The 23,967-nt window shown below is 40.8% G+C and carries 19 protein-coding genes; 18 read left to right on the top strand and 1 reads right to left on the bottom strand.

Annotated elements, in window-relative coordinates; translation table 11 throughout:
* The first annotated feature begins 42 nt into the window (after nucleotides 1–42).
* The 12 genes from I2I33_RS07780 (at nucleotide 43) to I2I33_RS07725 (ending at nucleotide 13,046) form a co-directional block, all read left to right on the top strand.
* A complete protein-coding gene (locus tag I2I33_RS07780; protein WP_087422438.1) occupies nucleotides 43–798 on the top strand; it encodes a glycosyltransferase family 2 protein in 756 nt (251 codons plus the stop codon).
* Nucleotides 798–2,036 carry a protoporphyrinogen/coproporphyrinogen oxidase gene (locus I2I33_RS07775; protein ID WP_087422437.1) on the top strand — a complete coding sequence of 413 codons (1,239 nt, stop codon included), beginning with the start codon at nucleotides 798–800 and terminating at the stop codon, nucleotides 2,034–2,036. Before I2I33_RS07780 ends, I2I33_RS07775 begins: the two co-directional genes overlap by 1 nt.
* 9 nt (nucleotides 2,037–2,045) lie before the next feature.
* A complete protein-coding gene (locus I2I33_RS07770; RefSeq protein WP_087422436.1) occupies nucleotides 2,046–3,074 on the top strand; it encodes a hypothetical protein in 1,029 nt (342 codons plus the stop codon).
* Nucleotides 3,075–3,146: 72 nt separating this feature from the next.
* On the top strand, nucleotides 3,147–4,106 hold the full coding sequence (locus I2I33_RS07765; RefSeq protein ID WP_087422435.1) for an NAD-dependent epimerase/dehydratase family protein: 960 nt from the start codon (nucleotides 3,147–3,149) through the stop codon (nucleotides 4,104–4,106).
* A 119-nt stretch (nucleotides 4,107–4,225) separates the two neighbouring features.
* A complete protein-coding gene (locus tag I2I33_RS07760) occupies nucleotides 4,226–4,480 on the top strand; it encodes a hypothetical protein (protein WP_087422434.1) in 255 nt (84 codons plus the stop codon).
* Nucleotides 4,471–4,791, top strand: coding sequence for a type II toxin-antitoxin system RelE/ParE family toxin (locus I2I33_RS07755; RefSeq protein WP_087422433.1), 321 nt, complete (start codon nucleotides 4,471–4,473; stop codon nucleotides 4,789–4,791). Before I2I33_RS07760 ends, I2I33_RS07755 begins: the two co-directional genes overlap by 10 nt.
* Before the next feature lie 60 nt (nucleotides 4,792–4,851).
* Complete coding sequence (locus I2I33_RS07750; RefSeq protein WP_087422514.1) at nucleotides 4,852–5,805, top strand: MraY family glycosyltransferase; 954 nt, start codon at nucleotides 4,852–4,854, stop codon at nucleotides 5,803–5,805.
* 184 nt (nucleotides 5,806–5,989) lie between these two features.
* Nucleotides 5,990–7,117: an ATP-binding protein gene (locus I2I33_RS07745; RefSeq protein WP_087422432.1), complete on the top strand. Its 1,128-nt coding sequence runs from the start codon at nucleotides 5,990–5,992 to the stop codon at nucleotides 7,115–7,117.
* Nucleotides 7,118–7,205: 88 nt separating this feature from the next.
* Nucleotides 7,206–7,952 carry a biotin--[acetyl-CoA-carboxylase] ligase gene (locus tag I2I33_RS07740; protein WP_229128233.1) on the top strand — a complete coding sequence of 249 codons (747 nt, stop codon included), beginning with the start codon at nucleotides 7,206–7,208 and terminating at the stop codon, nucleotides 7,950–7,952.
* A gap of 92 nt (nucleotides 7,953–8,044) precedes the next feature.
* The gene (locus tag I2I33_RS07735) at nucleotides 8,045–9,877 is read left to right on the top strand and encodes a DNA topoisomerase IV subunit B (RefSeq protein WP_087422431.1); all 1,833 of its coding nucleotides are present in this window, start codon (nucleotides 8,045–8,047) and stop codon (nucleotides 9,875–9,877) included.
* Between the two features lie 64 nt (nucleotides 9,878–9,941).
* Nucleotides 9,942–12,572: a DNA gyrase/topoisomerase IV subunit A gene (locus I2I33_RS07730; RefSeq protein WP_087422430.1), complete on the top strand. Its 2,631-nt coding sequence runs from the start codon at nucleotides 9,942–9,944 to the stop codon at nucleotides 12,570–12,572.
* A complete protein-coding gene (locus I2I33_RS07725; RefSeq protein ID WP_229128232.1) occupies nucleotides 12,573–13,046 on the top strand; it encodes a shikimate kinase in 474 nt (157 codons plus the stop codon).
* A gap of 191 nt (nucleotides 13,047–13,237) precedes the next feature.
* Here I2I33_RS07725 and I2I33_RS07720 read toward each other — a convergent pair whose 3' ends face one another.
* Entirely contained in the window at nucleotides 13,238–16,069 is a 2,832-nt protein-coding gene (locus tag I2I33_RS07720) for a PD-(D/E)XK nuclease family protein (RefSeq protein WP_087422429.1), read from the bottom strand.
* 64 nt (nucleotides 16,070–16,133) lie between these two features.
* Here I2I33_RS07720 and I2I33_RS07715 point away from each other — a divergent pair, with 64 nt between their 5' ends.
* From I2I33_RS07715 to I2I33_RS07690, 6 genes are all read left to right on the top strand, one after another.
* On the top strand, nucleotides 16,134–16,700 hold the full coding sequence (locus tag I2I33_RS07715) for a nitroreductase family protein (RefSeq protein WP_087422428.1): 567 nt from the start codon (nucleotides 16,134–16,136) through the stop codon (nucleotides 16,698–16,700).
* 37 nt (nucleotides 16,701–16,737) lie between these two features.
* Nucleotides 16,738–17,310, top strand: coding sequence for a fumarylacetoacetate hydrolase family protein (locus I2I33_RS07710; RefSeq protein WP_087422427.1), 573 nt, complete (start codon nucleotides 16,738–16,740; stop codon nucleotides 17,308–17,310).
* A 34-nt stretch (nucleotides 17,311–17,344) separates the two neighbouring features.
* Nucleotides 17,345–17,839: a sigma-70 family RNA polymerase sigma factor gene (locus tag I2I33_RS07705; protein WP_162613864.1), complete on the top strand. Its 495-nt coding sequence runs from the start codon at nucleotides 17,345–17,347 to the stop codon at nucleotides 17,837–17,839.
* Between the two features lie 36 nt (nucleotides 17,840–17,875).
* Nucleotides 17,876–19,030: a FecR family protein gene (locus tag I2I33_RS07700; protein ID WP_087422425.1), complete on the top strand. Its 1,155-nt coding sequence runs from the start codon at nucleotides 17,876–17,878 to the stop codon at nucleotides 19,028–19,030.
* A gap of 164 nt (nucleotides 19,031–19,194) precedes the next feature.
* Nucleotides 19,195–22,527, top strand: a complete 3,333-nt coding sequence (locus I2I33_RS07695; protein WP_162613863.1) for a SusC/RagA family TonB-linked outer membrane protein — start codon at nucleotides 19,195–19,197, stop codon at nucleotides 22,525–22,527.
* A gap of 9 nt (nucleotides 22,528–22,536) precedes the next feature.
* The gene (locus I2I33_RS07690; RefSeq protein WP_087422423.1) at nucleotides 22,537–23,964 is read left to right on the top strand and encodes a RagB/SusD family nutrient uptake outer membrane protein; all 1,428 of its coding nucleotides are present in this window, start codon (nucleotides 22,537–22,539) and stop codon (nucleotides 23,962–23,964) included.
* Nucleotides 23,965–23,967 lie beyond the last annotated feature (3 nt).

Here is a 23,967-nt window from a genome sequence, read left to right as displayed (position 1 = left end):
AGTGAATATTTGTTATATGTTAAATAATCGAAATATATAAGAATGGAAAAAGATTTGATATCAATAATTACTCCGATGTATAATGCTTCTAAATATGTTGCACAAACTCTAGAAAGTGTTTTGAAGCAAACTTATCAAAATTGGGAAATGATAATTGTCAATGATGGGAGTAAAGATAATTCAGCTGATATTGTGAGTAAATATACCGAAAAGGATTCTAGAATTCATTTAATTAATCAATTAAATGGAGGATCTGCTGCCGCAAGAAATAATGCCTTACGACATGCTCGGGGGAGATATATCTCGTTTTTGGATTCGGATGATTTATGGGAATCTGATTTTTTGGAGAAACAAATACGATTCATAAAAGAAAAGAACGCAACAATTGTGTTTGCTTCTTATAAAAGAATAGATGAAAATAATAATGAATTTCTTAGACCTTTTATTGTCCCAGATAAAGTTAATTATAAGAGTTTATTGAAAACTTGTTCTATCTCTTGTTTGACTGCGATGTATGATAAAGAAAAGACGGGTGAAGTTTTTTTCAATGAGGCGTTGAGAAGTTTACGTGATGATTTGGCTTTTTGGCTCTCAATTTTGAAGAGAATAGATTATGCTTATGGTAATAAAGATGTTCTTGCAAGTTACCGTGTTTTTATTACTAGTACTAGTGGTAATAAAAAAAAGATGATAAAACCTCAATTTAATATATATCGCAATATTGAAAAATTGAATTTTGTTACAAGTGTGTATTATTTGGTGTGTTGGGCTATAAATGGAATAAAAAAATATAGATAATGGATATAGTAATTGGTGCAGGTGTTTCTGGGTTAAGTTATTCTTGTTTTACAAAAAATTCTTATTTAGTTATAGAAAAAGAGCAAGAAATTGGGGGATATTGTCGGACAATTAAACAAGATGGATTTGTATGGGATTATTCAGGACATTTTTTTCATTTCCAAAATCCCGATATTAAAGCATTTGTTTTGGAAAATATCAATATCGATGAGTTGTGTGAAGTCAAAAAAAATACTCAGATTTTATACAAAGATCGTTACATAGATTTTCCATTTCAAAAAAATATACATCAATTAGAAAAAGAAGAATTCATAGATTGCTTATATGACTTATTTGTTGCTAGGGATGATGAAATGAAGAATTCTTTTAAAAATATGGTTTATTCAAATTTTGGAAAGGGCATTGCTGAAAAATTTTTAATCCCGTATAATCAAAAATTATATGCATGTGATCTAGATCGATTAGATAGTAGGGCTATGGGGCGATTTTTCCCCAAAGCAAGTAGAGAAGAGATCATTTTAAATTTCCGTGATAGCAAAAATATTTCATATAATTCTTCTTTCATTTATCCTAAAGGTGGTGCAATTGAGTATGTAAATTCATTAGTTAAGAGGCTTGATTCTTCAAAAATTTCTTTAAAAGAGGAGGTTACTAATATAGATATTTTACATAAAGAAGTAAAGACGACTAGACGTACAATTAAATATGATAATTTGATTTCTACAATGCCTTTCCCAATGTTACTTGATAAATGCGGAATAGATTATGATCCAGATATATATACTTGGAATAAGGTGTTAGTATTTAATTTGGGATTTGATAAAAAAGGAGATGATGTTAAGAATAGTTGGGTGTATATCCCAGATCCAGACATTTTATTTTATAGAGTTGGATATTATGATAATATTTTGAATACCAATAAAATGTCTCTTTATGTTGAGATTGGATTTTCTAAAGATATGCTTTTATCGGATATTACTGAATATTTAGATAGAACTCTTGCTGATTTAAGAAAGATAAAAATAGTTTCTGATCAGCATTTGGTCAGTTGGAACTATGTGATAATGGATCCTGCTTATGTACATATAAATAAAAAAAGTATCGAAGAGGTTCAAAGTTTAAAAGATAAATTTGCTAAGCATAATGTATATTCAATAGGACGTTATGGTAGTTGGACGTATTGTTCTATTGAGGATAATATTCTAGAAGCTAAAAAATTAGCTGAAATAGTGAAATAATGAGATTATATGAACCATCAATTAAAACATTTTGTAATAAAGCGTAAATGGTTAGTTAAGCTAATCAATGGTTTATTTAATTTGAAAAATAGAACCGTTTTTGACCGAATTATTGAGGAGAGGAAGCTTCTTTCTGTATTCAATTATGTAGAATTGGCCGAATCGATACCCTATGCACCAAGAGAAATTGTGATAGATAATAATTTGTATGGTATTGCCCATGCATTAAAAAAATATGCAAATCTTGATGTGAAAAAGAGTTTAAATGGTTATATTGAACATGGGATCTTTTTTGGAAATTTGGTGAGAGAAGATGAAAAAATTTATCCGCTTAAGAACGTTATAACATATGGAGCTATGCGAGTAAAACATCTTAAAGCTAGTGGTATAAATAAAGATATATTGCCAATAGGTCCTTTTATTCATTATGCAGTTCCTTTATTAGAAGGAGAAGAATTTTATAAATTAAAAAAAGAATTAGGACGTGTATTACTCGTTTTTCCTTCTCATAGTATTATTGGGGTAGATTCTGATTATGATCAAGGAGCTTTTATTAATAAAATAGAAAAAATTCGAAGTGATTATGATTCTGTTTTGGTTTCATTGTATTGGACTGATGCATTAAAACCAGAAATAGTAAGACTTTACGAATCTTTTGGGTATAAAATTGTTTCGTCGGGCCATCGTTTTGATTTGAATTTTTTATCACGTCAACGTTCTATTATAGAACTAGCAGATTTTACTATTTCTAATAGTGTTGGAACACATGTTGGTTATTGTATTTATTTAAATAAACCTCATTATATTTATAGACAGGAGATTAAATATAATGCGCATAATGAGAAATTGAAGAAACATTTTGACGCAGTGAGAACAAAAGAGAATTGGGATACGCTAAATGAAGAATTAGAAGAACTTTACGAAATATTTTGTAATGAGAAGGTGGAAATAACTGAAATTCAGAGAAAGGTTGTTGATAAATATTGGGGTATATCGTATTTACGTTCTCCAGAAGAACTTCGGAGTTTATTAAATTGATATTTGAAAATAAAATGTTTCTTTAAAGAATGTCGTAAAATTATAATGCTCTATAGTTAATAGATTTTGTTTATGAATATTCTTATTACAGGAATCCACGGTTTCGTGGGTTCTAATCTTGTGTTGTCTTTAAAAGAGCGGCATGTTCTTTATGGTTTGGACATTGTTACCCCGGAAAAAGAGGGGGTAATGAGGACGTATTCGTGGGAAGAATTGGAGAGAATAGAGGGGGTTGATGCGATTGTGCATTTGGCGGGGAAGGCGCATGATACGAAAAATGAGGCGTTGGCGGAGACGTATTTTACGATAAATACGGGATTGACACAGAAGGTATTTGATTTTTTCATGAAGTCTTCGGCGAAGAAGTTTATTTTCTTTAGTTCGGTGAAGGCGGCAGCGGATTTTGTGGTGGGGGATAAGTTGACGGAGGAGGTAATCCCGACACCGAAGGGCCCCTACGGGGAAAGTAAGATTGCGGCGGAGAATTACATACTAGAACAATTGAAAATTGAGAATGGAGAATTGAAAATGCAGGGGAAACAGGTGTATATTTTGCGGCCTTGCATGATTCATGGGCCGGGGAATAAGGGGAATTTGAATTTGCTGTATAGTGTGGTGAAGAAAGGGTTACCGTGGCCGTTGGGGGATTTCGAGAACAGGAGGTCGTTTACTTCGGTGGATAATCTTTGTTACGTGGTGAATGGATTGATTGAAAAGGAGGTCCCGTCAGGGATTTATCACATGGCGGATGATGAGGCGTTGTCGACGAACGAGTTGATCCGGGAGATGTGTGAGGTGATGGGGAAGAAGGCGCATATTTGGCGGATGAATAAGGGGTTGATGAAGGAGTGTGCGGGGTTGGGGACTTTGTTACGTTTGCCGTTGAATCTGGAGCGGTTGAAGAAATTGACGGAGAATTATGTCGTCTCGAATGAGAAGATCAAGCGGGCATTGGGCATTGAGCGGATGCCGGTGACGGCGGTGGAGGGGTTGAGGAAGACGATAAGATCGTTTACGAATTGTAGATTTTAGATTTTAAATTGAGCGATTGTAAATGCTGGATAGTTGGAGATTATTTGTTCCAAACCTTCGAGTAAATATACGTGATATAGAAAAAAATCTTATATTTGTAGTAATAAATACTCAACAGGATGGAAACGATGAATTTGGATTCAATGCGGGTGAATATATTCAAGGAGCTGATGACTTTGGATAAAAATAATTTGCAAAAGTTATATGCTTATATATTAACTTTAACAAAGAGGAAGGAAACTGTAGAGGTGACTTTGTTGGAAGAAATGTTGGATGCTAATGCTGAGTATGCTTTAAAGGCCCACGAGAGAGGAGACGTTTACACAACCGAAGACGTGAAAAATTATATAGAAGACCAGCTTGGATGGAGGTAATTTGGACGAAAAAGGCAATAGAAAGTTTTAAAGAATTGGCTTTTTATTTAAATAATTCTTTCGGAAAAGATATTACAGCTTCTATTATTGGAAAAGTGACAAGGCGTGTAAATGATCTTTTGCGAAATCCTTTGTTAGGGAAGGAGTATGAGTCTAGTAATTTTTTGAAATATGAATTTCGGTTCTTTGTAATTAATAAACAAACCAAAGTTTTTTATTTTATTCAAGGTGAGTTTGTTTATATCGTGTTGGTGTTTGATGTTCGTCAGGATATCCGAAGAATTCATGAGATGTTATCTTCTATAAAATAAGTTTTCCTGTTTCTTTAATAAATTAAAATTGGAGTCTGTTTTATTATTTTAGTTTCCATGTTGTATTATTTGGTGGTATTTGTGGTGCTACTGGGGGTAGAGTTGCTCTATTTTCGGGTGGCGGACTATTTTAATATTATTGACAAGCCGAACGAGAGGAGTTCTCACACGAGGATTACGTTGCGGGGAGGGGGAATTGTGTTTTACGTGGGGGCATTGGTTTATTTTGTGGCTAGTGGGTTTAGTTTTCCGTGGTTTATGTTGGGGTTGACGTTGATTGCCGGGGTGAGTTTCGTGGATGATGTGCGATCCGTGACGCAGCGGGTGAGGCTGGTAGTGCATTTTGTGGCGATGCTATTGATGTTTTATCAGTGGGGAATGGTGTCATTGCCTTGGTGGTACGTGTTGGTGGCTTTGGTTGTCTGCACGGGGATCATTAATGCTTATAATTTCATGGATGGAATTAACGGGATCACGGGAGGGTATAGTCTGGTGGTGTTGGGAGGATTGGTGTACGTGAATGGATGGGTTGTGCCTTTTGTTGACGAGAAGATGATTTACACGATGATGGTGGCGGTGTTGGTGTTTGATGGGTTTAATTTCAGGCGAAAAGCGAAGTGCTTTGCCGGGGATGTGGGGGCGGTGAGCATTGCTTTCGTGATTTTGTTTTTACTGGGGCGGTTGATTTTGGAAACGGGAGATTGGAGTTATATTATATTTTTGGCGGTTTACGGGGTGGATAGTGTGTTGACGATCGTGCATCGGTTGATGTTACACGAGAATATTGGGTTACCGCATCGGAAGCATATGTACCAGTTGATGGCGAACGAGTTGAAGATTCCTCACGTGGTGGTTTCTTTGGTGTATATGGGGGTGCAAGCCGTGATAGTAGCGGCTTATCTGGCAATGCCGGGGATACATTATGCCTGTTTGGGAGGAAGTGTTGCCGTATTGGGAATAGGGTATGTGTTGTTTATGAGAAAGTATTTCAAGTTACACTTGGTCGTGAAGTGATTTGAAATTTTGTATAAAGAATTGAGCCTCGGAAATTCCGGGGCTTTTTTGTTTATAAATACGATGAAATTCGAGGTGATTCCGAAAAAGTTGAAAAATTTTTGGAATTGATTCCGAAAAAGTTGAAGAATTTTTGGAATTGATTCCGAAAAAGTTGTATTTTTGGAGAAAATATAGAGCAACTATGATCAAACGGAAGTTACGGGATATTATAGGAAAGAGGCTTTTTGATGGTAAGGCGATATTGTTAATGGGCCCTAGACAGGTTGGGAAAACAACTTTATTGAAAGAGCTTTTTGAAGGTCGGGAGGATGTTATGTGGCTAAATGGCGATGAGTTGGATGTACAGGCGTTGTTTGAAGGGGTTTCGGCAACTCGTTTGAAGGCAATGTTTGGTCGTAAAAAAATAATCATTATTGATGAAGCTCAACGAATTCCTGATATAGGTTTACGTTTGAAGTTGGTGACAGACCAAATAAAAGATGTACAATTGATCGCTACAGGAAGTTCTGCATTTGAATTGGTGACCAAAACGGGAGAACCTTTGACCGGGAGAAAATGGGAGTACAAGATGTACCCGCTCTCTTTTGGCGAGATGGTAGATGAGCATGGATTACTAGATGAGAAAAGAATGATCCCGCATCGTCTGATCTTTGGTTATTATCCGGAAGTCGTGATGCGTCCGGGAGAAGAACGGGAGATTTTAAGATTATTGTCTGATAGTTATTTGTATAAAGATGTATTGATGTCGGATCAAATCAATAAGCCTGATAGTCTGGTCAAATTGTTACAGGCTCTTGCCTTTCAGGTAGGTAGCCAAGTTTCTTATAATGAATTGGCTCAATTGTGTAGCTTGGATTCAAAAACGGTGGAGAAATATGTTATTTTGTTAGAACAGTCTTATGTTATTTTCAGATTGAATTCTTTTAGTCGAAACTTAAGAAATGAACTGAAAACCAGTAAGAAAATATACTTCTATGATAACGGTATCAGGAATGCTTTAATTGCCAATTTTAATCAAATTGAGGGACGAGCTGATCGGGGTGCTTTGTGGGAGAATTTTTTAATATCAGAAAGGAAAAAGTTTTTGGAGTATAATCGTTTGTGGGGCAATTCATGGTTTTGGCGAACAAAAGAACAAAAAGAAATTGATTTGGTGGAGGAACGAGATGGAAAAATAACAGGATATGAATTTAAATGGAATCCTGATCAGAAAGTGAAAATTCCTCGTTTGTTTTTAGATTCATACGAAAATAGCGACTTCCAAGTGATACATCGGGATAATTGTGATTCGTTTTTGCTCGAATATTGAGGGGGAATGATACAGATGTGTGTTACACAAAGTTGTGCAATTGGGTGGAAAAAGTTACTTTTGGCTTGAAAAAACAAATGTGGTAAGTATGATACAAGAATATCAAGTTAGCGGTTTTCGGGTGAGGGAATACGAGGAGTTGGAGTCCACGAACACGGAAGCAGAACGTGTGGGGTGGAGCGAGTTGGAAGATAAGATGGTGATTTTGACGTATAGGCAGACACAAGGTCGGGGACAAGTCGGGAATCATTGGGAGAGCGAGCCGGGGAAGAATATATCCATGACGGTGGTGTTTAAGCCGCGAGAGTTACCAGCGGGACAACAATTTGCCGTGTCGATGGTGATTGCCTTGGGCGCTTGTGATTTTATTTCCCGTTACGTGAGCGGGTGTTCCGTGAAGTGGCCGAATGATATTTACGTGGGGGATCGGAAGATTTCCGGAATATTGATCGAACATTCCATCATGGGGCGTTACGTGGGAGGTTCTTTGTGCGGTATCGGGGTGAATATTAATCAGGAACGTTTCTTGTCGGATGCACCGAATCCGGTTTCCTTGTTTCAGTTGATCGGGAAGGAAATTCCCGTGAAGCGTGCGTTGGAGGAGTTGCTGGATTGTATTGGAAAGCGATATGAAACAATACGGGATTACGAGGGGTTGGAACGTGATTTTTTGAAGGTGTTGTACCGTCGGGAGGGAGTGTATGATTGGGAAGATGAACGGGGAATGTTCCGGGCATCGATTCGGGGGGTAAACGAGTTCGGACAGCTGGTGTTGGAGGACGTGGAGGGGAATGAGCGGGTATATGGCTTTAAGGAAATCTCCTATAAATTTTAGATTTATGATTTACGATTTATGATTTTAAATTTTAGATTTTAGATTTTAAATTGCGGAGTTTTGATTATTTTTGTGCAAAACATGGATAACTTATGGTAGAGAACTATTCGGAAGATTCTATTCGGACGCTGGACTGGAGGGAACATATACGCTTGCGCCCCGGTATGTATATCGGAAAATTGGGGGACGGAGCGGCAATGGACGATGGAATATACATACTGGTTAAAGAGGTGGTGGATAATAGTATTGACGAGTTTGCGATGGGAGCGGGGAGCGAGATTATTATCAAGGTGGAGGAACGGACAGTTTCGGTACGGGATTTCGGACGAGGAATTCCGTTGGGTAAATTGATTGACGTGGCCTCGAAGATGAATACGGGTGCCAAGTATGATTCCGAGGCTTTCAAGAAATCCGTGGGATTGAACGGTGTTGGTATAAAAGCCGTGAACGCCCTTTCCGAGAGTTTTATCATCCAGTCCTTCCGGGACGGGGAGACGAAACGGGTGCGATTCAACAAGGCGCTGATCGTGGAAGATCAGGAGGTGGCCCCGACCACGGAACCGAATGGTACGTTGGTGACTTTCATTGCGGACAAGGAGTTGTTCGGTAATTACCATTACATCATGGATTACCTGGAGGCCATGTTCAAGAATTACGTATTCTTGAATTCCGGGTTGACTATAAATTTCAACGGTCAGAAATTACATTCCAAGAGAGGGTTGTATGACTTGTTGTCAGAGAATATGAGTGGGGAGGGGTTGTACCCGATCATTCATTTGAGGGGAAATGATATTGAGATGGCAATGACACACGGACGGCAGTACGGGGAGGAGTACTACTCTTTCGTGAACGGTCAGCACACGACGCAGGGAGGTACGCACTTGATTGCTTTCCGGGAGGCCGTGGTGAAGACAATCCGTGATTTTTACAAGAAAGATTTTGATTTGGCCGATATTCGTACTTCGATTATTGCGGCGATCAGCATAAAAGTACAGGAACCGATGTTCGAGTCGCAGACGAAGACAAAGTTAGGTTCTAAAGATATAGCCCCGGAGGGGCCTTCGGTGCGTAATTTTATTTTTGATTTCGTGACGAAGGAGCTGGATAATTACCTGCACCGGAATCCGGACACGGCAGAGTTGTTATTACGCAAGATTGTCGAGACGGAAAAGGAGCGGAAGGCGATGTTCGGTATCCAGAAGATCGCGAGAGAACGGGCCAAGCAGGTAAGCTTGCACAACCGGAAGTTGCGGGATTGTCGGGTGCATTTCAATTCCAACCATGAGCGGAAGACTGAATCGTCGATATTCATTACCGAGGGGGATTCTGCCAGTGGGTCTATCACGAAGTCGCGGGACGTGAACACGCAGGCCGTGTTTAGTTTGCGGGGTAAACCGTTAAATTCCTACGGGTTGACCAAGAAGATCGTGTACGAAAACGAGGAGTTCAATCTTTTGCAGGCAGCGTTGAATATCGAGAATGGAATAGAAGAATTACGTTATAATAATATTATTATCGCCACGGATGCGGATGTGGACGGGATGCACATACGATTATTGTTGTTGACATTCTTTTTACAGTTTTTCCCGGATGTGGTACGGTCTGGGCATTTGTACATTTTGCAGACCCCGTTGTTCCGGGTGCGGAATAAGAAGGAGACACGCTATTGTTACTCTGATGCGGAACGGGAGAAGGCGATCAAGCAGTTGGGACCGAAACCGGAGATCACGCGATTTAAAGGTTTGGGAGAGATTTCTCCGGACGAGTTTGGTGGGTTTATCGGGAAAGACATCCGTTTGGAACCGGTACGCATGACAAAGCAGGACCCGATTGGTACGATCCTATCCTATTACATGGGAAAGAACACGAACGAGCGGCAGGATTTTATTATAGATAATTTGTACGTGGAGAAGGATGAAATCTAACCATTTTATGATTTTAGATTTTGAATTTTAGATTTTAGATTGCAATTTTCAATTTTCAATTAATATGAGCGAGGAAATAGAGAACGGGGAAGTAGAGAATGTGGAGCCGGAGCAACAGGAAGAAAACGGCCGGGTGCGGTCGATTCAGCATTTGTCGGGAATGTTCGAGAAGTGGTTCTTGGATTATGCTTCCTACGTGATTCTGGAACGTGCGGTGCCTTATGTGAATGATGGGTTAAAACCCGTGCAGCGTCGTATATTACACGCGATGAAGGAGATGGATGACGGGCGGTTTAACAAGGTGGCCAATATCGTGGGGAGTACGATGGCTTATCACCCGCATGGAGATGCCTCAATCAAGGATGCGTTGGTGCAGTTGGGACAGAAGAACCTGTTGGTGGATTGCCAGGGAAACTGGGGAAATATCCTGACGGGCGATGATGCGGCAGCCGGACGTTATATTGAGGCACGTCTTTCGAAGTTCGCCTTGGAGGTGGCTTTTAACCCGAAAACGACGAACTGGAAACTTTCGTACGACGGTCGGAAAAGAGAGCCGGTGACGTTGCCCGTGAAGTTCCCGTTGTTGTTGGCGCAAGGGGTGGAAGGTATTGCCGTGGGATTGGCCTCGAAGATCTTGCCGCACAATTTCAACGAGTTGCTGGATGCTTGTGTCGCTTATTTGAAAAATGAAGATTTTGTTTTATATCCGGATTTCCCGACGGGGGGAATGATCGACGTGTCGAAATATAATGATGGGTTGCGCGGGGGAGTGGTGAAAATTCGGGCAAAGATAGAGAAAGACGCCGGGAATAAGATTCTGCGGATCACGGAAATTCCTTTCGGACGGACGACTTCGGCCTTGATTGATTCGATTCTGAAAGCGAACGAGAAGGGAAAGATCAAGATCAAGAAGATTGATGATAACACGGCAGCAACGGCCGAGATTTTGGTATATCTGGCTGCGGGAGTTTCTTCCGACAAGACGATAGATGCTTTGTACGCGTGTACGGATTGCGAGTTGTCGGTTTCTCCGAACTCGTGCGTGATCGAGAATGATAAGCCGATTTTCATGCCGATTACCGATATTTTACGGAAATCGGTGGACGAGACGGTGGCCTTGTTGTTGTTGGAGTTGAAGATCAAGCTGGGCGAGTTGGAGACGGATTGGCAATATTCATCTCTGGAAAAGATATTTATTGAAGAACGTATTTACAAGGATAAAGAATTCGAGGAGAGCGAGTCGATTGATCAGGTGGTGGTTCACGTGCGGAAACGCTTGGAACCGTTCTTGCCAGAATTGATTCGTCCGGTGACGGATGACGATATAAAGCTCTTGTTGGAGATCAAGATGAAACGAATCTTGAAGTTCAACTCGGAACAGGCTGAGAATTATATTAAGGGATTGGAAGAGGAGATTGCCCGGGTGAAATTTGACATCGAGCATATTATTCCTTACTCGATCAATTATTACGAAAATATCAAGAAAAAGTACGGTAAAGGTCGGGAACGTCTCACGGAAATTCGGAATTTTGAGAATATCGAGGCCACGAAAGTCGTGGTGGCAAACGAAAAGTTATACATCAACCGGGAGGAAGGTTTTATCGGTACGGCTTTGAAGAAGGACGAGTTTATCTGCGAGTGTTCGGATATTGACGACGTGATCGTGTTCCGGAAGGATGGTACGTATTACGTGACCAAGGTGGCGGATAAGTTGTTCGTGGGAAAAGACGTGCTGTACGTGAATGTGTTCAAGAAGAATGATAAGCGTACGATATATAATGTCGCCTACCGGGATGGTAAAGTGGGACCGTCTTACGTGAAACGTTTCTTCGTGACGGGAACGACCCGCGATAAGCAATATAACTTGACGAAAGGTACGCAGGGATCACGGGTGCTGTATTTCAGTGCTAACCCGAACGGGGAGGCCGAGGTGATCAAGGTATGCTTGAAACCGAAACCGGGCATGAAGAAACTGGTGTTCGAGTATGATTTTGCAGGTTTGGCGATCAAGGGACGTGACTCGCAGGGAAACGTGTTGAGTAAGAATGATATTCACAAAATTTCGCTGGTACAGAAAGGAGCGTCCACGTTGGGTGGTCGGAAGATATGGATTGACGAGGATGTATTGCGGTTGAATACTGACGGGCGTGGCCGTTACTTGGGAGAATTCCAGGGAGAGGACCGGATTCTGGTGGTGAATAAAAACGGTACTTACTACACGACGGATTATGATTTGAGTAATCACTACGAGGAGGGATTCTCGGTGCTTGAGAAGTATGAACCGGAGAAAGTCTGGTCGGCTGTTTTCTTTGATGCGGAACAACAATTCTATTACTTGAAGCGTTTCCGCTTCGAGAATGTGGTGCGTCATACGTTGTTTATCGGGGAAACGGAAGGTTCGTATCTTGTAGCCTTGAGCGGTGAAAAGCGACCTCGGTTCGAGGTTGTGTTTGGTGGACGTTACGAAAGTCGTCCGGCTGAGGTGATTGTTGCAGATGAGTTTATTGCCGAGAAATCGTACAAGGCTCGCGGAAAGCGAGTGACGACTTACGAGGTAAAACAGATCAACGAGATCGAGCCTTTGGATAGCGGGGAAGAGGAAAGCGAGGAAACGGCTTCGACCGACATTGATTTCGAGATCACGAACCCGGATATGCTGAGTGACGAGACGCAGATGAAGTTGGATTTTGAATAAATGCCGGAAGTGAAAAGTATGAAGTACTTTATCGTGGGATATATGGCGAGTGGCAAGTCCACGTTCGGGAAGGAATTGGCCAAAGATAAAGGACTTCCTTTTCTGGATCTGGACGAGAGTGTCGAGAGCAGAGAGGGACAGTCGATTTCGGAGATTTTTGCCAAGGAGGGGGAGGAGTATTTCCGGAAGAGGGAACGGGAGATCTTGCATGAGATATGTAACGAGACGGATGAATTTGTGCTGGCCACGGGAGGGGGAACACCTTGTTTCTTTGACAATATGGATTATATGAACCAAGAGGGAACGACTGTTTTCTTGAACACGTCATCTCTTGTTATTGTCGATCGCTTGAAACGGCAACGTGCTAATCGGCCTTTGTTGGCCATGTATTCTGATGATGAGTTGGAGTTTTTTGTCCGGGAGCATCTGGAATCCCGGCTTCCTTTTTATTTGAAAGCAAAAGAACAGATATAGAACCTGTGTCACGTGAGAGTTCGGGGCGTGTTTATTGGGAAATAAGCCCGTACGTGGCAACTAAAGACGTGTACCCTACCCATCATATTCGATCAGCTCAAGTGGCTTTGAAACGGAGGAGAATGGAGAGAGAAACGTCCATCCCGACTTATTTCCCGCCGAACTCTTTTCGGAATGATCCCAACTTTCTTTTATTTCCGTTTACAGATTTCGTTGTACGAGCAAGTACGGCACTTTTCCGGTAATTCCGTTTGCGTGAACGGTACTTCGGGTGAAAAGAGTTTTTCCAATAATTGCACGAGTAGATCTTGAAATTCCGGTTCGTATGGTTTAAAGCGATGAATCGGTTCTTTGTTACACTTCAACAGATAGCTGTAATTCGGTGTGAAAAGCAACTTCGTGCTGTATATTCCCGGAAGAATCGGGTCTGTACCCGGATTTTCGTACTCGTACATCATGCAATAGAGCAAGGTTTGGAAAGCCGCTTTATTTCGCTGTTTGTTGTTTGAATCAAAAATGGACGGCAGATCTTTAAGATCGGTTTTGTCGGCTCCGGTTTTGTAGTCTATGACACGGGTTCCTTGGGCGACCCGGTCAACCCGGTCAATGTCTCCTTCCACGTAGATCACGGTGGGCTGGTCAAAAGCGGAAATCGTGACGGGCATACGATATTTTCTTTCCATGGAAATGATGTGGAAAGGACATAACGTTTTATCAAATTCGAAAACCTTCTTCACGTATTTTTTCACGACAGATAGAACAAGGTCATTGGCCCCGCTTTCCAACATTTTGGACACGGTCGTGTCGTATAATTTCTCGTAGGCAGCCTGAATGTGTTGTTCAATCAGTGAATCGTTTTTCATCAAGGTATCGAGACCTTCAGCCGTGATCTCCCCGTCGGGGAAAGTTTGGTAGAGAGATTGTGTACTTTGATGGAAAATAGTCCCTAACAGGCGGTGATCCAGCTCTTCGGCCATCTCTTCTTTCTCCTTGATCCGGGCGATGTATTTGAAATAAAATTTCAGGTGACACTCCATGTACGTGTTGAGCGCGGATGGCGAAATCCCTCGTTCGTTTTCATCCGTGTAACTTTTCAGTTTCTCCAGGATCGACGGATTTTTAGGGATGGAAATGGTCGGGTTGTCCTGAACCGATATTTTGTTTTGGAAATGGACTTCCCGGATGGGTAGTCCCGATTCGTATTTTATCTGGTAAAGGAAACGACTCATCTCGCCGCTACTCATGCCTTTCGTGACATCAGTGTACAATAGTTTGATGTTTTTAGCCCGTTGCAAGAGGCGGTAAAAGTAATAGGCGAAAAGGGCATCCATGTGTTCCGGAGTTGGTAATCCGAATCCCAGTCGCAGGTTGTAGGGGATAAATGACGAGGCGTGTCCGCCTTTCGGTAGGATTCCCTCGTTGGCGGACAGGATAATCAGGTTTTTGAAATCCAGCATACGGGTTTCCATCAATCCCATGATCTGCATTCCTTCTAGCGGCTCTCCGGAGAATGGGATGGACACACCTTGTAATATCTTGTGAATAATTTGCAGGTAAAACTTATTGTCCGGGATAATATTTTCTTCGATAAAGGTATTTTTAATGCCTTGAATCGTCGTGAAAATCGTGAATAGAAATTCCTTTTCGATGGCTAGTCCTTCATGGCTTTCGGGCTGTATGGAAGCAATCAGTTGTTTCAAAATGCGCAACAGGTAATCGAGTAAGTTCTCTTCCGACGAGGAGAATATGGCTCGTGTGATTTCGCTGAATTGAAGACTTTTTTCTGCCACGTACACGATATTGTTCGTGTTAATGTAATTCGTGATCTTGGGAATATCTTCCGAACAGGAACTTTTTATCAGTTTATGGTTCAACAGGGCGATGACCGGTTTGTAGTAATAATGGGTCATTTCTCCCTCTTTCTTGGCATAATGCTTTAAATCTCCCAGCATGGCAATCAAGGCGGCAACAGACGTGTTCTGTGCCGGGTACCCCATCGTGATGTTGATTTTGTCGATCGTGTCGGGAATGGAGTGAATGACTGGGGTGAGTAGGCTTTCGTCGCAAAGGACGATGGCCGTGTCCGTGTATGAATCTTGCCGTTCTGGGTGGATTTGTTCAATCAGTGTCGGGATCAGTTTGGCCTGTCCGATGGTTGAGGGAACAGAGATGTACTCGATGGCTTTGTCGTTGTACCTGAAGTTGTTGAAATGTTCCAGTCCCAGGGCATTGGGGAACAGTTTCATATTCTCCCGGATATAAAGGCCTGCCTCGTGGTTGTCGTTTGCCGAATAGTACAAGTCGTAATCCCAGTAAAAAAGGGCTTGTCGGTTGTCCCGAAAATAGGAAAATATCCGTTTCTCGCATTGATTCAAGGCATTGAATCCGGCAAATATCAGTTGACGATCCGTGTGATGTTGGGAGAGTTGTTCGCAGAATAGACGTTGCCCCATACCTTCGTAGCACAAGTTTTCATCGAGTAGTTTTGCCTTAAAACGAGTGTAGGTCGGGTAGAGTTTATCCCATACGTTTAGAAATTCCTGTTGTTCCCGACTGTATTTTTCCGAGTTGAAACTCCGCCAGAAACTTTGAATAAACTCCACCTGTTCCGGGGTAAGGTAGGGGAAGGCGGATTCAATTTCCCTCAATGCCGTGATGTTGGAAAAGAGGTCTTTGGCGTCCACGAGATATTTGTCTATGTCATCGAAATCCCCAAGTAACATATTGCCCCAAAAATAGAAATCGTCAAAACGTTCGGTCGTTCCGGCATATTCTTGATAGGTCTTGTAAAGTTTGATGATAAGAGTCAGTTCTTCGGCTTTTTTCAGTCCGGTCTGGCGTTCAATGAATTCGCTTAACGTCAGTATTTCCGGCATCCACACGGGACGATCAATCAGTTGGGCCAGTTCTTGAGCTAAGAATAGTCCGGCTCGTTTGTTCGGGAACAGAATGGTTAGGTTGTCAAAATTGTGGCCATATTTCTGAATCAGATCTTTTGCCAGGAGATGAAGAAACGAATTCATATTTTATTACTATTTTTGTTTCGGAACAAATTTACAATTTAATCATTAGATTCAATATAGATTTATGCTGAAAGAACTGTTATTAAAAAATAGAAGTTACCGTCGTTTTGTTCAGAACGTTCGGATCACACGGGAGGAATTGGCGGAATTGGTCGGACTGACTCGGTATTGTGCTTCGGGAAGAAACGCACAGGCGTTGAAATACAAGGTGGTGGCGGATGCCGATTTGTGTGGTAAGGTGTTTCCTAATTTAGCATGGGCTGGCTATCTAAAAGATTGGGACGGTCCGGAAGAGGGAGAACGCCCGGCAGCTTATTTGATCCAATTGTTGGATACTTCTATCGTGGAGAACTGTTTGTGTGATGACGGGATTCAAGCACAGACTATATTGTTGGGAGCCGTGGAGAAAGGGTATGGCGGTTGTATTATCAAGGCTTTCAAGAACGAGTCGTTGCGAGAGGTGTTGCAATTGCCGGAGCATTTGAAGGTCATGTATGTTATCGCACTGGGTAAACCGAAAGAAACGGTGGTGTTGGAAGAGATGAAAGACGGTGATTACAAGTACTGGCGGGAAACGGATGGATCTCACCACGTGCCGAAACGGTCTTTGGATGAATTGGTGATTCTGTGATCATTGAAAGTTTGATTCTAAATTTTGGATTGTAGAGATGAAATTACTTTGTGCGGAGTATAATGAGGCGGGTGAGGTTGCCTATAATGTCATTGGCGATAATGCCCTCCTGCGAAACAATGATGATTTCTATATTCCGGCCTTTGCCACGGAGTTGAGTTGTGTACCGCAAATCGTGTTACGGGTTGGGAAGATCGGAAAACACGTGGCCGAGCGTTTTGCCGGACGGTATTACGAGGAGGTGGGGGTTGGAATCCGTTTCTATGCGGATAATCTGGAAAGAGAATTACAAGGTAAAGGACTTTCTTCCTCCATGGCTTTCTCTTTTGATGGTGCGGTGGCGATATCTGAATGGCAGAAGATGGAAAACGAGTTGAGTGAGGTGGAGTTTCGTTTTATGTTGAATGGGTTGGAAGTTAATCGGATGAAAATACGGGAATTGCTGTTATCTCCGGAAAAAATAATTTCTAAGGTATCGGAATTTTGCATGTTGAAGATTGGAGATTTAATTTATTGTGGAAATTCATTCCGTCAAAGAGGTTTAAAAATTGGGGATAGATTGAGTATGTGTTTGGGGGATCGGACATTATTAGATTTTTATCTAAAATAGAGATTTGCGTTTGTTTTGTTTGGTGTATATGTTTATGTCAGAAAGTCGAGGGAATACGTGCGAGTTTGAAAGATTATTTAAGGAGAATTACTCTCAGCTGTACCGATGTGCTTACTATTATCTTAATGATAGAGGGGCGAGTGAAGATGTTGTAAGTGACGCTTTTGAGTACGTTTGGAAAAGTTATGAACAATCGAAAAGCGTTGATTGGGTTGCGGTTCTTTTTCAACAGGTGCGACATAGGAGCATTAATCAGTTGAGACATCTCAAGATTGTGGAAAAGTATGTGCTGGAAATTATGGAAACAGATTCAGAAATTGAAAATTTTTCTGAACATGAGGATGAACGATTGGAACGAGTGCAGAAGGTTATTAATACTCTATCGCCTCAGACACGTAAGGTATTAGAAGGGTGTTATTTTCAAGGGAAAAAATATATAGAGGTGGGAGATGAGTTGGGAATTAGCGTGAACACGGTGAAAAAACATATAATGAAGGTATTGAGTTTGTTGAGAGAAGAATTTGCGTAAAAAAGGTAAAGGCTTATATTTTATAAAAATAGTGAAATGGACGATAAGAAACAAAATATAGATTCGAAGGAACATTTGCTTGATGCTTTAGATGCCTCTGAAAATACGGATGAAGATTTGAAAGAATTGTTATCGGATCCCGACAATATTCAAGATATTCGTTTATTACAGGATTGTCGTAAGTGTTTTATTCGAGAGGATTCTTCGTTAGGAGGAGAACCGGAGGTTGCTTGGGAAAAATTTTTACGTAAGCAAAAAAAGAATAGTAAAAGGGTGTCATATCGGTTATGGATGGCAGTTGCTGTTGCTGCAGCTTGTTTGGTATTGGTGTGGGGGGGATTGAGGTTTTATGTTTTTAGTGAGCCGAAGGGAGGACTGGAATTTGTTGCTTATTCCCCGGACTCGACTTCTGTTGAAGTTATGTTGTCTACGAGTAGTGGGCGACAAATAATACTTTCTGATTCCCGGATGGATAGCTTGCTGGAAAATTCAGGCAAGGTGTTGCGCCAAGAGAAAATGCTGACTTATGTGAATGAAGAACAGATGGCGGATCCTGAGATGCATACTTTGACAACGTGTGGGGGAAGTTTTTATCAATTTTGTTTGTCGGATGGTACTTGTGTGTGGTTAAATGCGGGGAGCCGTTTGATATACCCGAATTTTTTCAAAGGAGATCAACGGGAGGTTGAGTTGTATGGGGAAGGTTTTTTTCGGGTAGCTTGCGATACATTGCGACCTTTTAGAGTAAAATCGGGGGATATCGTGACCGAGGTATTGGGTACGGAATTCAATTTGAGAAATTATTTGCGAGAGGATACTCATGTTACGTTGCTTCAAGGAAGTGTCAAAGTGAAGAATGAGAGCTCGTTTGAGGAAGTGGTCATTCGGCCGGGAGAGGATGCTTTCTTATTGGAGAATGGTTCTTTTGAAGTGAAAAAAGTAGATACGGATAACTATTCTTTGTGGACGCAAGGGTATTTTTATTTCGATAATGAGTCGATGTTAAGTGTTATGCGGGAATTAGGTCGGTGGTATAATGTAAAGGTTGTTTTCAGGAATGATTCGATGATGGATGTGAAGTTGCATTTTTGGGCGCAACGGGATCAACCGATAGAAAAAGCATTGGAATTATTGAATTCGGTTAGCCATGCGAAAGTTTCCTACGAAGAACATATAATATTTGTAGATTGAGTATATAAATTATTGTGTCGAATTTGTGATTAGCAATTGTGTATGCAATTGCTAATTTTTTTTACATTTTTTTGAGGGAGGGGGTACCTAATTTATATTTTTAAACGGAATATATGAAAAATGTCGACATGAATAATTTTTTATTGAAATTCAAAAACAGATTTATGAAAAGAATCAGCCTATTTTTTCGTGAACGACACGGGTGTTTGCAGATGTCTCTTCGGGGTACATTGCTTGTATGTCTTTTGTTCACGATGTCTTTTGTTCATGCTCAGGTACAAAAGAATATCACAGTAGAATTTAAAAATGAGCCATTGATGGAAGTGTTGAAGAAGTTGGAAAAGATGTCTTCGTATAAAATTCTGTTCGTTTATGACCATGTCCAGAATTACAAGGTAACAGCTTCTTTGAAGGAGGTATCAATACTTGATGCATTAGATAAAGTATTGGAAGGTAAACCATTTTCTAGAACAGAGATCACGGATGGGAAGTATATTTCAGTGAAGTATAATTCCAATAAAACAAATACGGGAAATGGGTTAAGAACGATCAAGGGATCTGTGCTTGATAAAAATAAAGAACCTCTTCCTGGTGTAACAGTACTTATTAAGGGGACGACTACGGGAGTGGTCACGGATACGGATGGAAACTATGCGATTAGCATTCCCGGATCGTCAATTTCTACTTTAGTATTTTCATGTATTGGAATGAAAAACGTGGAAGTGGTTGTGAAAGACAATAACGTGATAAATGTTACGATGGAAGAAGATGTAACAGAGGTGGATGAGGTTGTCGTTACCGGATATTTCAACAAAGCAAAGGAAAGTTTTACAGGTACAGCAACTTCTTTCAGTGGAGAGGAATTGAGACAGGTAAATCCGGTGAATGCCCTGACGGCTTTATCGGTGTTGGATCCTTCTTTTAAGATGTTAGAGAATATTGCAGATGGCTCGAATCCCAACGTGGTTCCCAAATTTCAAATACGAGGTAGTTCAAGTATGCCTAACGTGAAGAATGAGTATGAAGGAGATCCTAATATGCCGACTTTTATTATGGATGGTTTTGAGGTGTCGGCAGAAAAAGTATTTGACTTAGATCCGAACCGGATAGAGTCAATGACTTTGTTGAAAGATGCTGCGGCAACTGCTATTTATGGTTCGCGTGCATCGAATGGAGTGGTTGTGATTGTAACTAAAATGCCGGAACTAGGATCTATTCGCTTGAGTTATAATATGGATTTATCGTTCAATATTCCGGATTTGCGGGACTACGATTTGCTGGATGCAGAGGAAAAATTGGAATTGGAACGGGCGGCCGGTTATTATAGTTCGACGGTTGCGAACTTGTTAGAAGAACGAGAAGCGCAATACAATTATAAAAAGAGATTGATAGAGCAAGGGAATAATACTTATTGGTTGAATAAACCATTACGTGTAGCGGTAGGACATAAACATTCCTTGTTCGTGGAGGGTGGAGAAAACGCCATGCGTTATTCTTTGGATTTATCCTACGAAGATGCTTTAGGGGTAATGAAAGAATCCGGACGTGAAAGAATTAGTGTCGGTATGTTATTACAATACCAGATGAAAAAGATTGTGTTCAGGAATCAGATAATGTACGATGTCGTGAATGCGGACAATTCTCCTTATGGTAGTTTTAGTGAATATGCTAAAGCTAACCCTTATTATGCATACAAAGATGAAAATGGGCATTATTTGTATTTGTTGGAAGATGATACGCGTGGAGCTTTTGACAAAGTGCCGAACCCATTATATAATACACAGTTGAATGTGCAAGATTGGACTTCTTATAGTAATTTTACCAATAATTTCAGTATTGATTGGTATATCACGGAAGCCTTACGATTGAAAGGGAACTTTGCCATTCATCATCAAAAAAGTGAAGGTGTTGTCTTCAAGCCAGCGAAACATACGGATTTTAGCAGCATGATGGGAGATAACTATTATCGTCGTGGTTCTTATCAGGCGACGGAAGGAAAGGAGTTTGGATATGATGCCAGTGTGATCCTTAGTTTTTTCAAAAAGATTCATGACCATGTGTTGAACGTGAATGCCGCTTTGAATATGCAGGATTTGTCGAAAGAAGAGTATACTGTAAAGGTGGAAGGATTCCCCGATGAAAATTTGGATTATATCGTGTTTGGTGCATCTTATCCTAAGTCTTCAACACCTACGGGAAAAGATGAAATTTCACGATTAATAGGTTGGGTTGGGAACATGAACTATTCTTTCAAAGAACGCTATTTGCTGGATTTATCTGTACGTACGGATGCATCGTCTAAATTCGGTGCGAATACGCGTTGGGCGCCTTTCGGTTCGGTAGGTATTGGTTGGAATCTGCATAATGAGGCGTTCATTAAGGATCGTGTAAAATTCATCAATCGTTTGAAGATTACTGCATCTTTGGGTTGGGTAGGATCTCAGTCCTTCAGCCCGTTTCAAGCGATTCCCAAATATGAATATGATGTGAACAATCGTTACCGTTATGGAATCGGGGCAATCATGAAAGGTATGGCAAACCGTAGTCTGGAGTGGCAAAAGACCACGCAGCGTAATGTAGGTATTGATTTCGATATATTAAACCGTCGTCTTGCAGTTTCGGCAAACTATTATGTGAATACTTCCAAGAGTTTGCTATCCGACGTTACCTTACCGCCCTCTTTAGGTTTCACCACTTATACGGAAAATATCGGACAATTGGAAAATAAAGGTTTTGATTTGAAGGTGAGAGGAACTGTATTCCGGAATAAGGACGGGTTTATGAATTTGAGTGTTGGTATCGTTAGAAATAAAAATAAGCTGAAAAAGATTTCCAACAGTCTGCGTGCATGGAATGAAGTACAGGATGACAGTGTTATGAATGCACCCCGTGTCCGTTTCATTGAAGGACAGTCGTTGAATACGATTTGGGGAGTTCCTTCTAAAGGTATCAATCCGGCAAATGGTAAAGAAATTTTTGTTTCCCGCAATGGTACACTGACAGATACTTGGAATTCTTCTGATCAGCAACCGATAGGATGTACGGACCCTACGATTGAGGGAAACGTGTCGTTGAATGGTGGTTATAAAGGATTGTCGTTGAGTATGTATTTTACCTATAGTTTGGGAGGAGACACTTACAACCAAACGTTGGTGGATCGGGTTGAGAATGCTGATAAACGCTATAATTGTGATCGGCGAGTACTGGAAGACCGTTGGCAGAAACCGGGAGACGTAACCTTTTTTAAAGACGTAGCTAACAATGAAGTAACGCAAGCGACTAGTCGATTTGTCGAAAAATACAATTGGTTGAAATTAAGCACTTTGAATGTGTCATATGATTTTAATGGCAATTGGTTGAAAAACATCCGAGTGGAAAGTCTGCGTCTATCGTTTAACATGACGGATGTGTTCCGTTGGTCATCTGTGAAGGAAGAGCGAGGGTTGGACTATCCGTTTGCACATGCGTTTAGAACTTCTTTGAGGATAACTTTTTAATGATAAAATATGAAAAAGATATATCGTTTACTATTATTGGTAACAATTATTTCTGTTTTTACTGGGTGTGATAGTTGGTTGGATGTATCGCCTAAAACAGAAGTGAAAGAAACAGATTTGTTTTCGAAAGAATCCGGGTTCAAAACCGCCTTGTTAGGGGTTTATATCGAGATGGTTTCTTCTAATCTTTATGGAGGTAATTTGACGATGAGCTTTATGGATGTGCTGGCTCAGTATTATAGCATAACGTCAGAGGAGAGTACCTATATGCCGATGACTATATATGATTACGGACATGCAGATGTTAAGCCTACTGTTTCACAGATTTGGTCTAATATGTACTCTATTATAGCTAATCTGAATAACCTATTGTGGAATATGGATCAACACAAAGAGTTGTTCACGGCGGATAACTATAATATCATCAAGGGTGAGGCCTTGGGGTTACGGGCATATTTACATTTTGACTTGTTGCGGATGTATGCTCCTTCTTATGTACTGGGAGGAGATGCTTTGGCTATTCCCTATGTGAATGAAGTGACAAATGTACCTTTTGCTCAGAAGACCGTGAAGCAGGTTGCGGAAACTTGTATTCAGGATCTGTTGGAAGCAGAAGCATTGCTGAAAGAGACAGACCCGATAGGGCCAGCCTTTAAGAGTTATTCGGAAAATTACACTAATAGCGGGCAAGATAATGCCGAATATGATGAAGATGGCGGTTTTCTGCGTTATCGTCGGGAAAGGATGAATTATTATGCGGTAACAACTTCGTTGGCACGTATTTATTTGTTTTTGGAGAATAAGGACGAGGCTTATAAATGGGCGGAATTAGCCGTAAATTCTGGTCGGTGTTCTTCAACGAGTTACATCTTCTCATTGTATTCAGATAAGCTTGCTGACTATTCTGACTATTATTTTAATCCCGGATTGGAAAAAGAGGAACAACTGATCATTCCAGAAGAGCGGAAGAACAGTATCTACGAAACAGATAAATACGGATCCATCGATAGTCGTTGGAAAGAGTGGTTTCACGAATACCCCAACAGTAGTACAGAATATATGGCCAAATATATGAAGGCTTCAGATGGTAAACGTCCTGTGAATGTTTCACTGATTGCTGGTTGTGAGGCTTATTACATAGCAGCAGAGGCTGCAACAGAGGAATCCGATGCGTTCTCGCACTTGAATCGGGTGCGGCAGAGTTTTGGTATCAGTGCTTCTTATAATCTAAAAGAAGGGGTAGATGATTTGGATGCTGAACTTTATGCTGAATACCGAAAATCGTTCGTGGGTGAGGGGCAATTATTTTATTATATGAAGCGGAAAAACTTCGCAAGTATAGAGGGTGTAGTGGATGGAAATTTTCCTAGTTTATACACATTCCCTCTGCCTGATACGGAAATTGAATTTGGAAATATTGTGAATAGAAACAAGTAAGAT

Source organism: Butyricimonas sp. BSD2780061689_150309_C8 (genome assembly GCF_015560935.1).
In the GTDB taxonomy this organism is placed as follows: domain Bacteria; phylum Bacteroidota; class Bacteroidia; order Bacteroidales; family Marinifilaceae; genus Butyricimonas; species Butyricimonas paravirosa.
The sequence above is the reverse complement of the archived record's forward strand: the minus strand, read 5'-3'. Positions and strand labels throughout refer to the sequence as shown.

Coding starts and splice junctions, on each gene's coding strand:
- I2I33_RS07780 (WP_087422438.1), top strand. CDS start 43: ATGGAAAAAGATTTGATATCAATAATTACTCCGATGTATAATGCTTCT.
- I2I33_RS07775 (WP_087422437.1), top strand. CDS start 798: ATGGATATAGTAATTGGTGCAGGTGTTTCTGGGTTAAGTTATTCTTGT.
- I2I33_RS07770 (WP_087422436.1), top strand. CDS start 2,046: ATGAACCATCAATTAAAACATTTTGTAATAAAGCGTAAATGGTTAGTT.
- I2I33_RS07765 (WP_087422435.1), top strand. CDS start 3,147: ATGAATATTCTTATTACAGGAATCCACGGTTTCGTGGGTTCTAATCTT.
- I2I33_RS07760 (WP_087422434.1), top strand. CDS start 4,226: ATGGAAACGATGAATTTGGATTCAATGCGGGTGAATATATTCAAGGAG.
- I2I33_RS07755 (WP_087422433.1), top strand. CDS start 4,471: ATGGAGGTAATTTGGACGAAAAAGGCAATAGAAAGTTTTAAAGAATTG.
- I2I33_RS07745 (WP_087422432.1), top strand. CDS start 5,990: ATGATCAAACGGAAGTTACGGGATATTATAGGAAAGAGGCTTTTTGAT.
- I2I33_RS07740 (WP_229128233.1), top strand. CDS start 7,206: ATGATACAAGAATATCAAGTTAGCGGTTTTCGGGTGAGGGAATACGAG.
- I2I33_RS07735 (WP_087422431.1), top strand. CDS start 8,045: ATGGTAGAGAACTATTCGGAAGATTCTATTCGGACGCTGGACTGGAGG.
- I2I33_RS07730 (WP_087422430.1), top strand. CDS start 9,942: ATGAGCGAGGAAATAGAGAACGGGGAAGTAGAGAATGTGGAGCCGGAG.
- I2I33_RS07725 (WP_229128232.1), top strand. CDS start 12,573: ATGCCGGAAGTGAAAAGTATGAAGTACTTTATCGTGGGATATATGGCG.
- I2I33_RS07720 (WP_087422429.1), bottom strand. CDS start 16,069: ATGAATTCGTTTCTTCATCTCCTGGCAAAAGATCTGATTCAGAAATAT.
- I2I33_RS07715 (WP_087422428.1), top strand. CDS start 16,134: ATGCTGAAAGAACTGTTATTAAAAAATAGAAGTTACCGTCGTTTTGTT.
- I2I33_RS07710 (WP_087422427.1), top strand. CDS start 16,738: ATGAAATTACTTTGTGCGGAGTATAATGAGGCGGGTGAGGTTGCCTAT.
- I2I33_RS07705 (WP_162613864.1), top strand. CDS start 17,345: ATGTCAGAAAGTCGAGGGAATACGTGCGAGTTTGAAAGATTATTTAAG.
- I2I33_RS07700 (WP_087422425.1), top strand. CDS start 17,876: ATGGACGATAAGAAACAAAATATAGATTCGAAGGAACATTTGCTTGAT.
- I2I33_RS07695 (WP_162613863.1), top strand. CDS start 19,195: ATGAAAAGAATCAGCCTATTTTTTCGTGAACGACACGGGTGTTTGCAG.
- I2I33_RS07690 (WP_087422423.1), top strand. CDS start 22,537: ATGAAAAAGATATATCGTTTACTATTATTGGTAACAATTATTTCTGTT.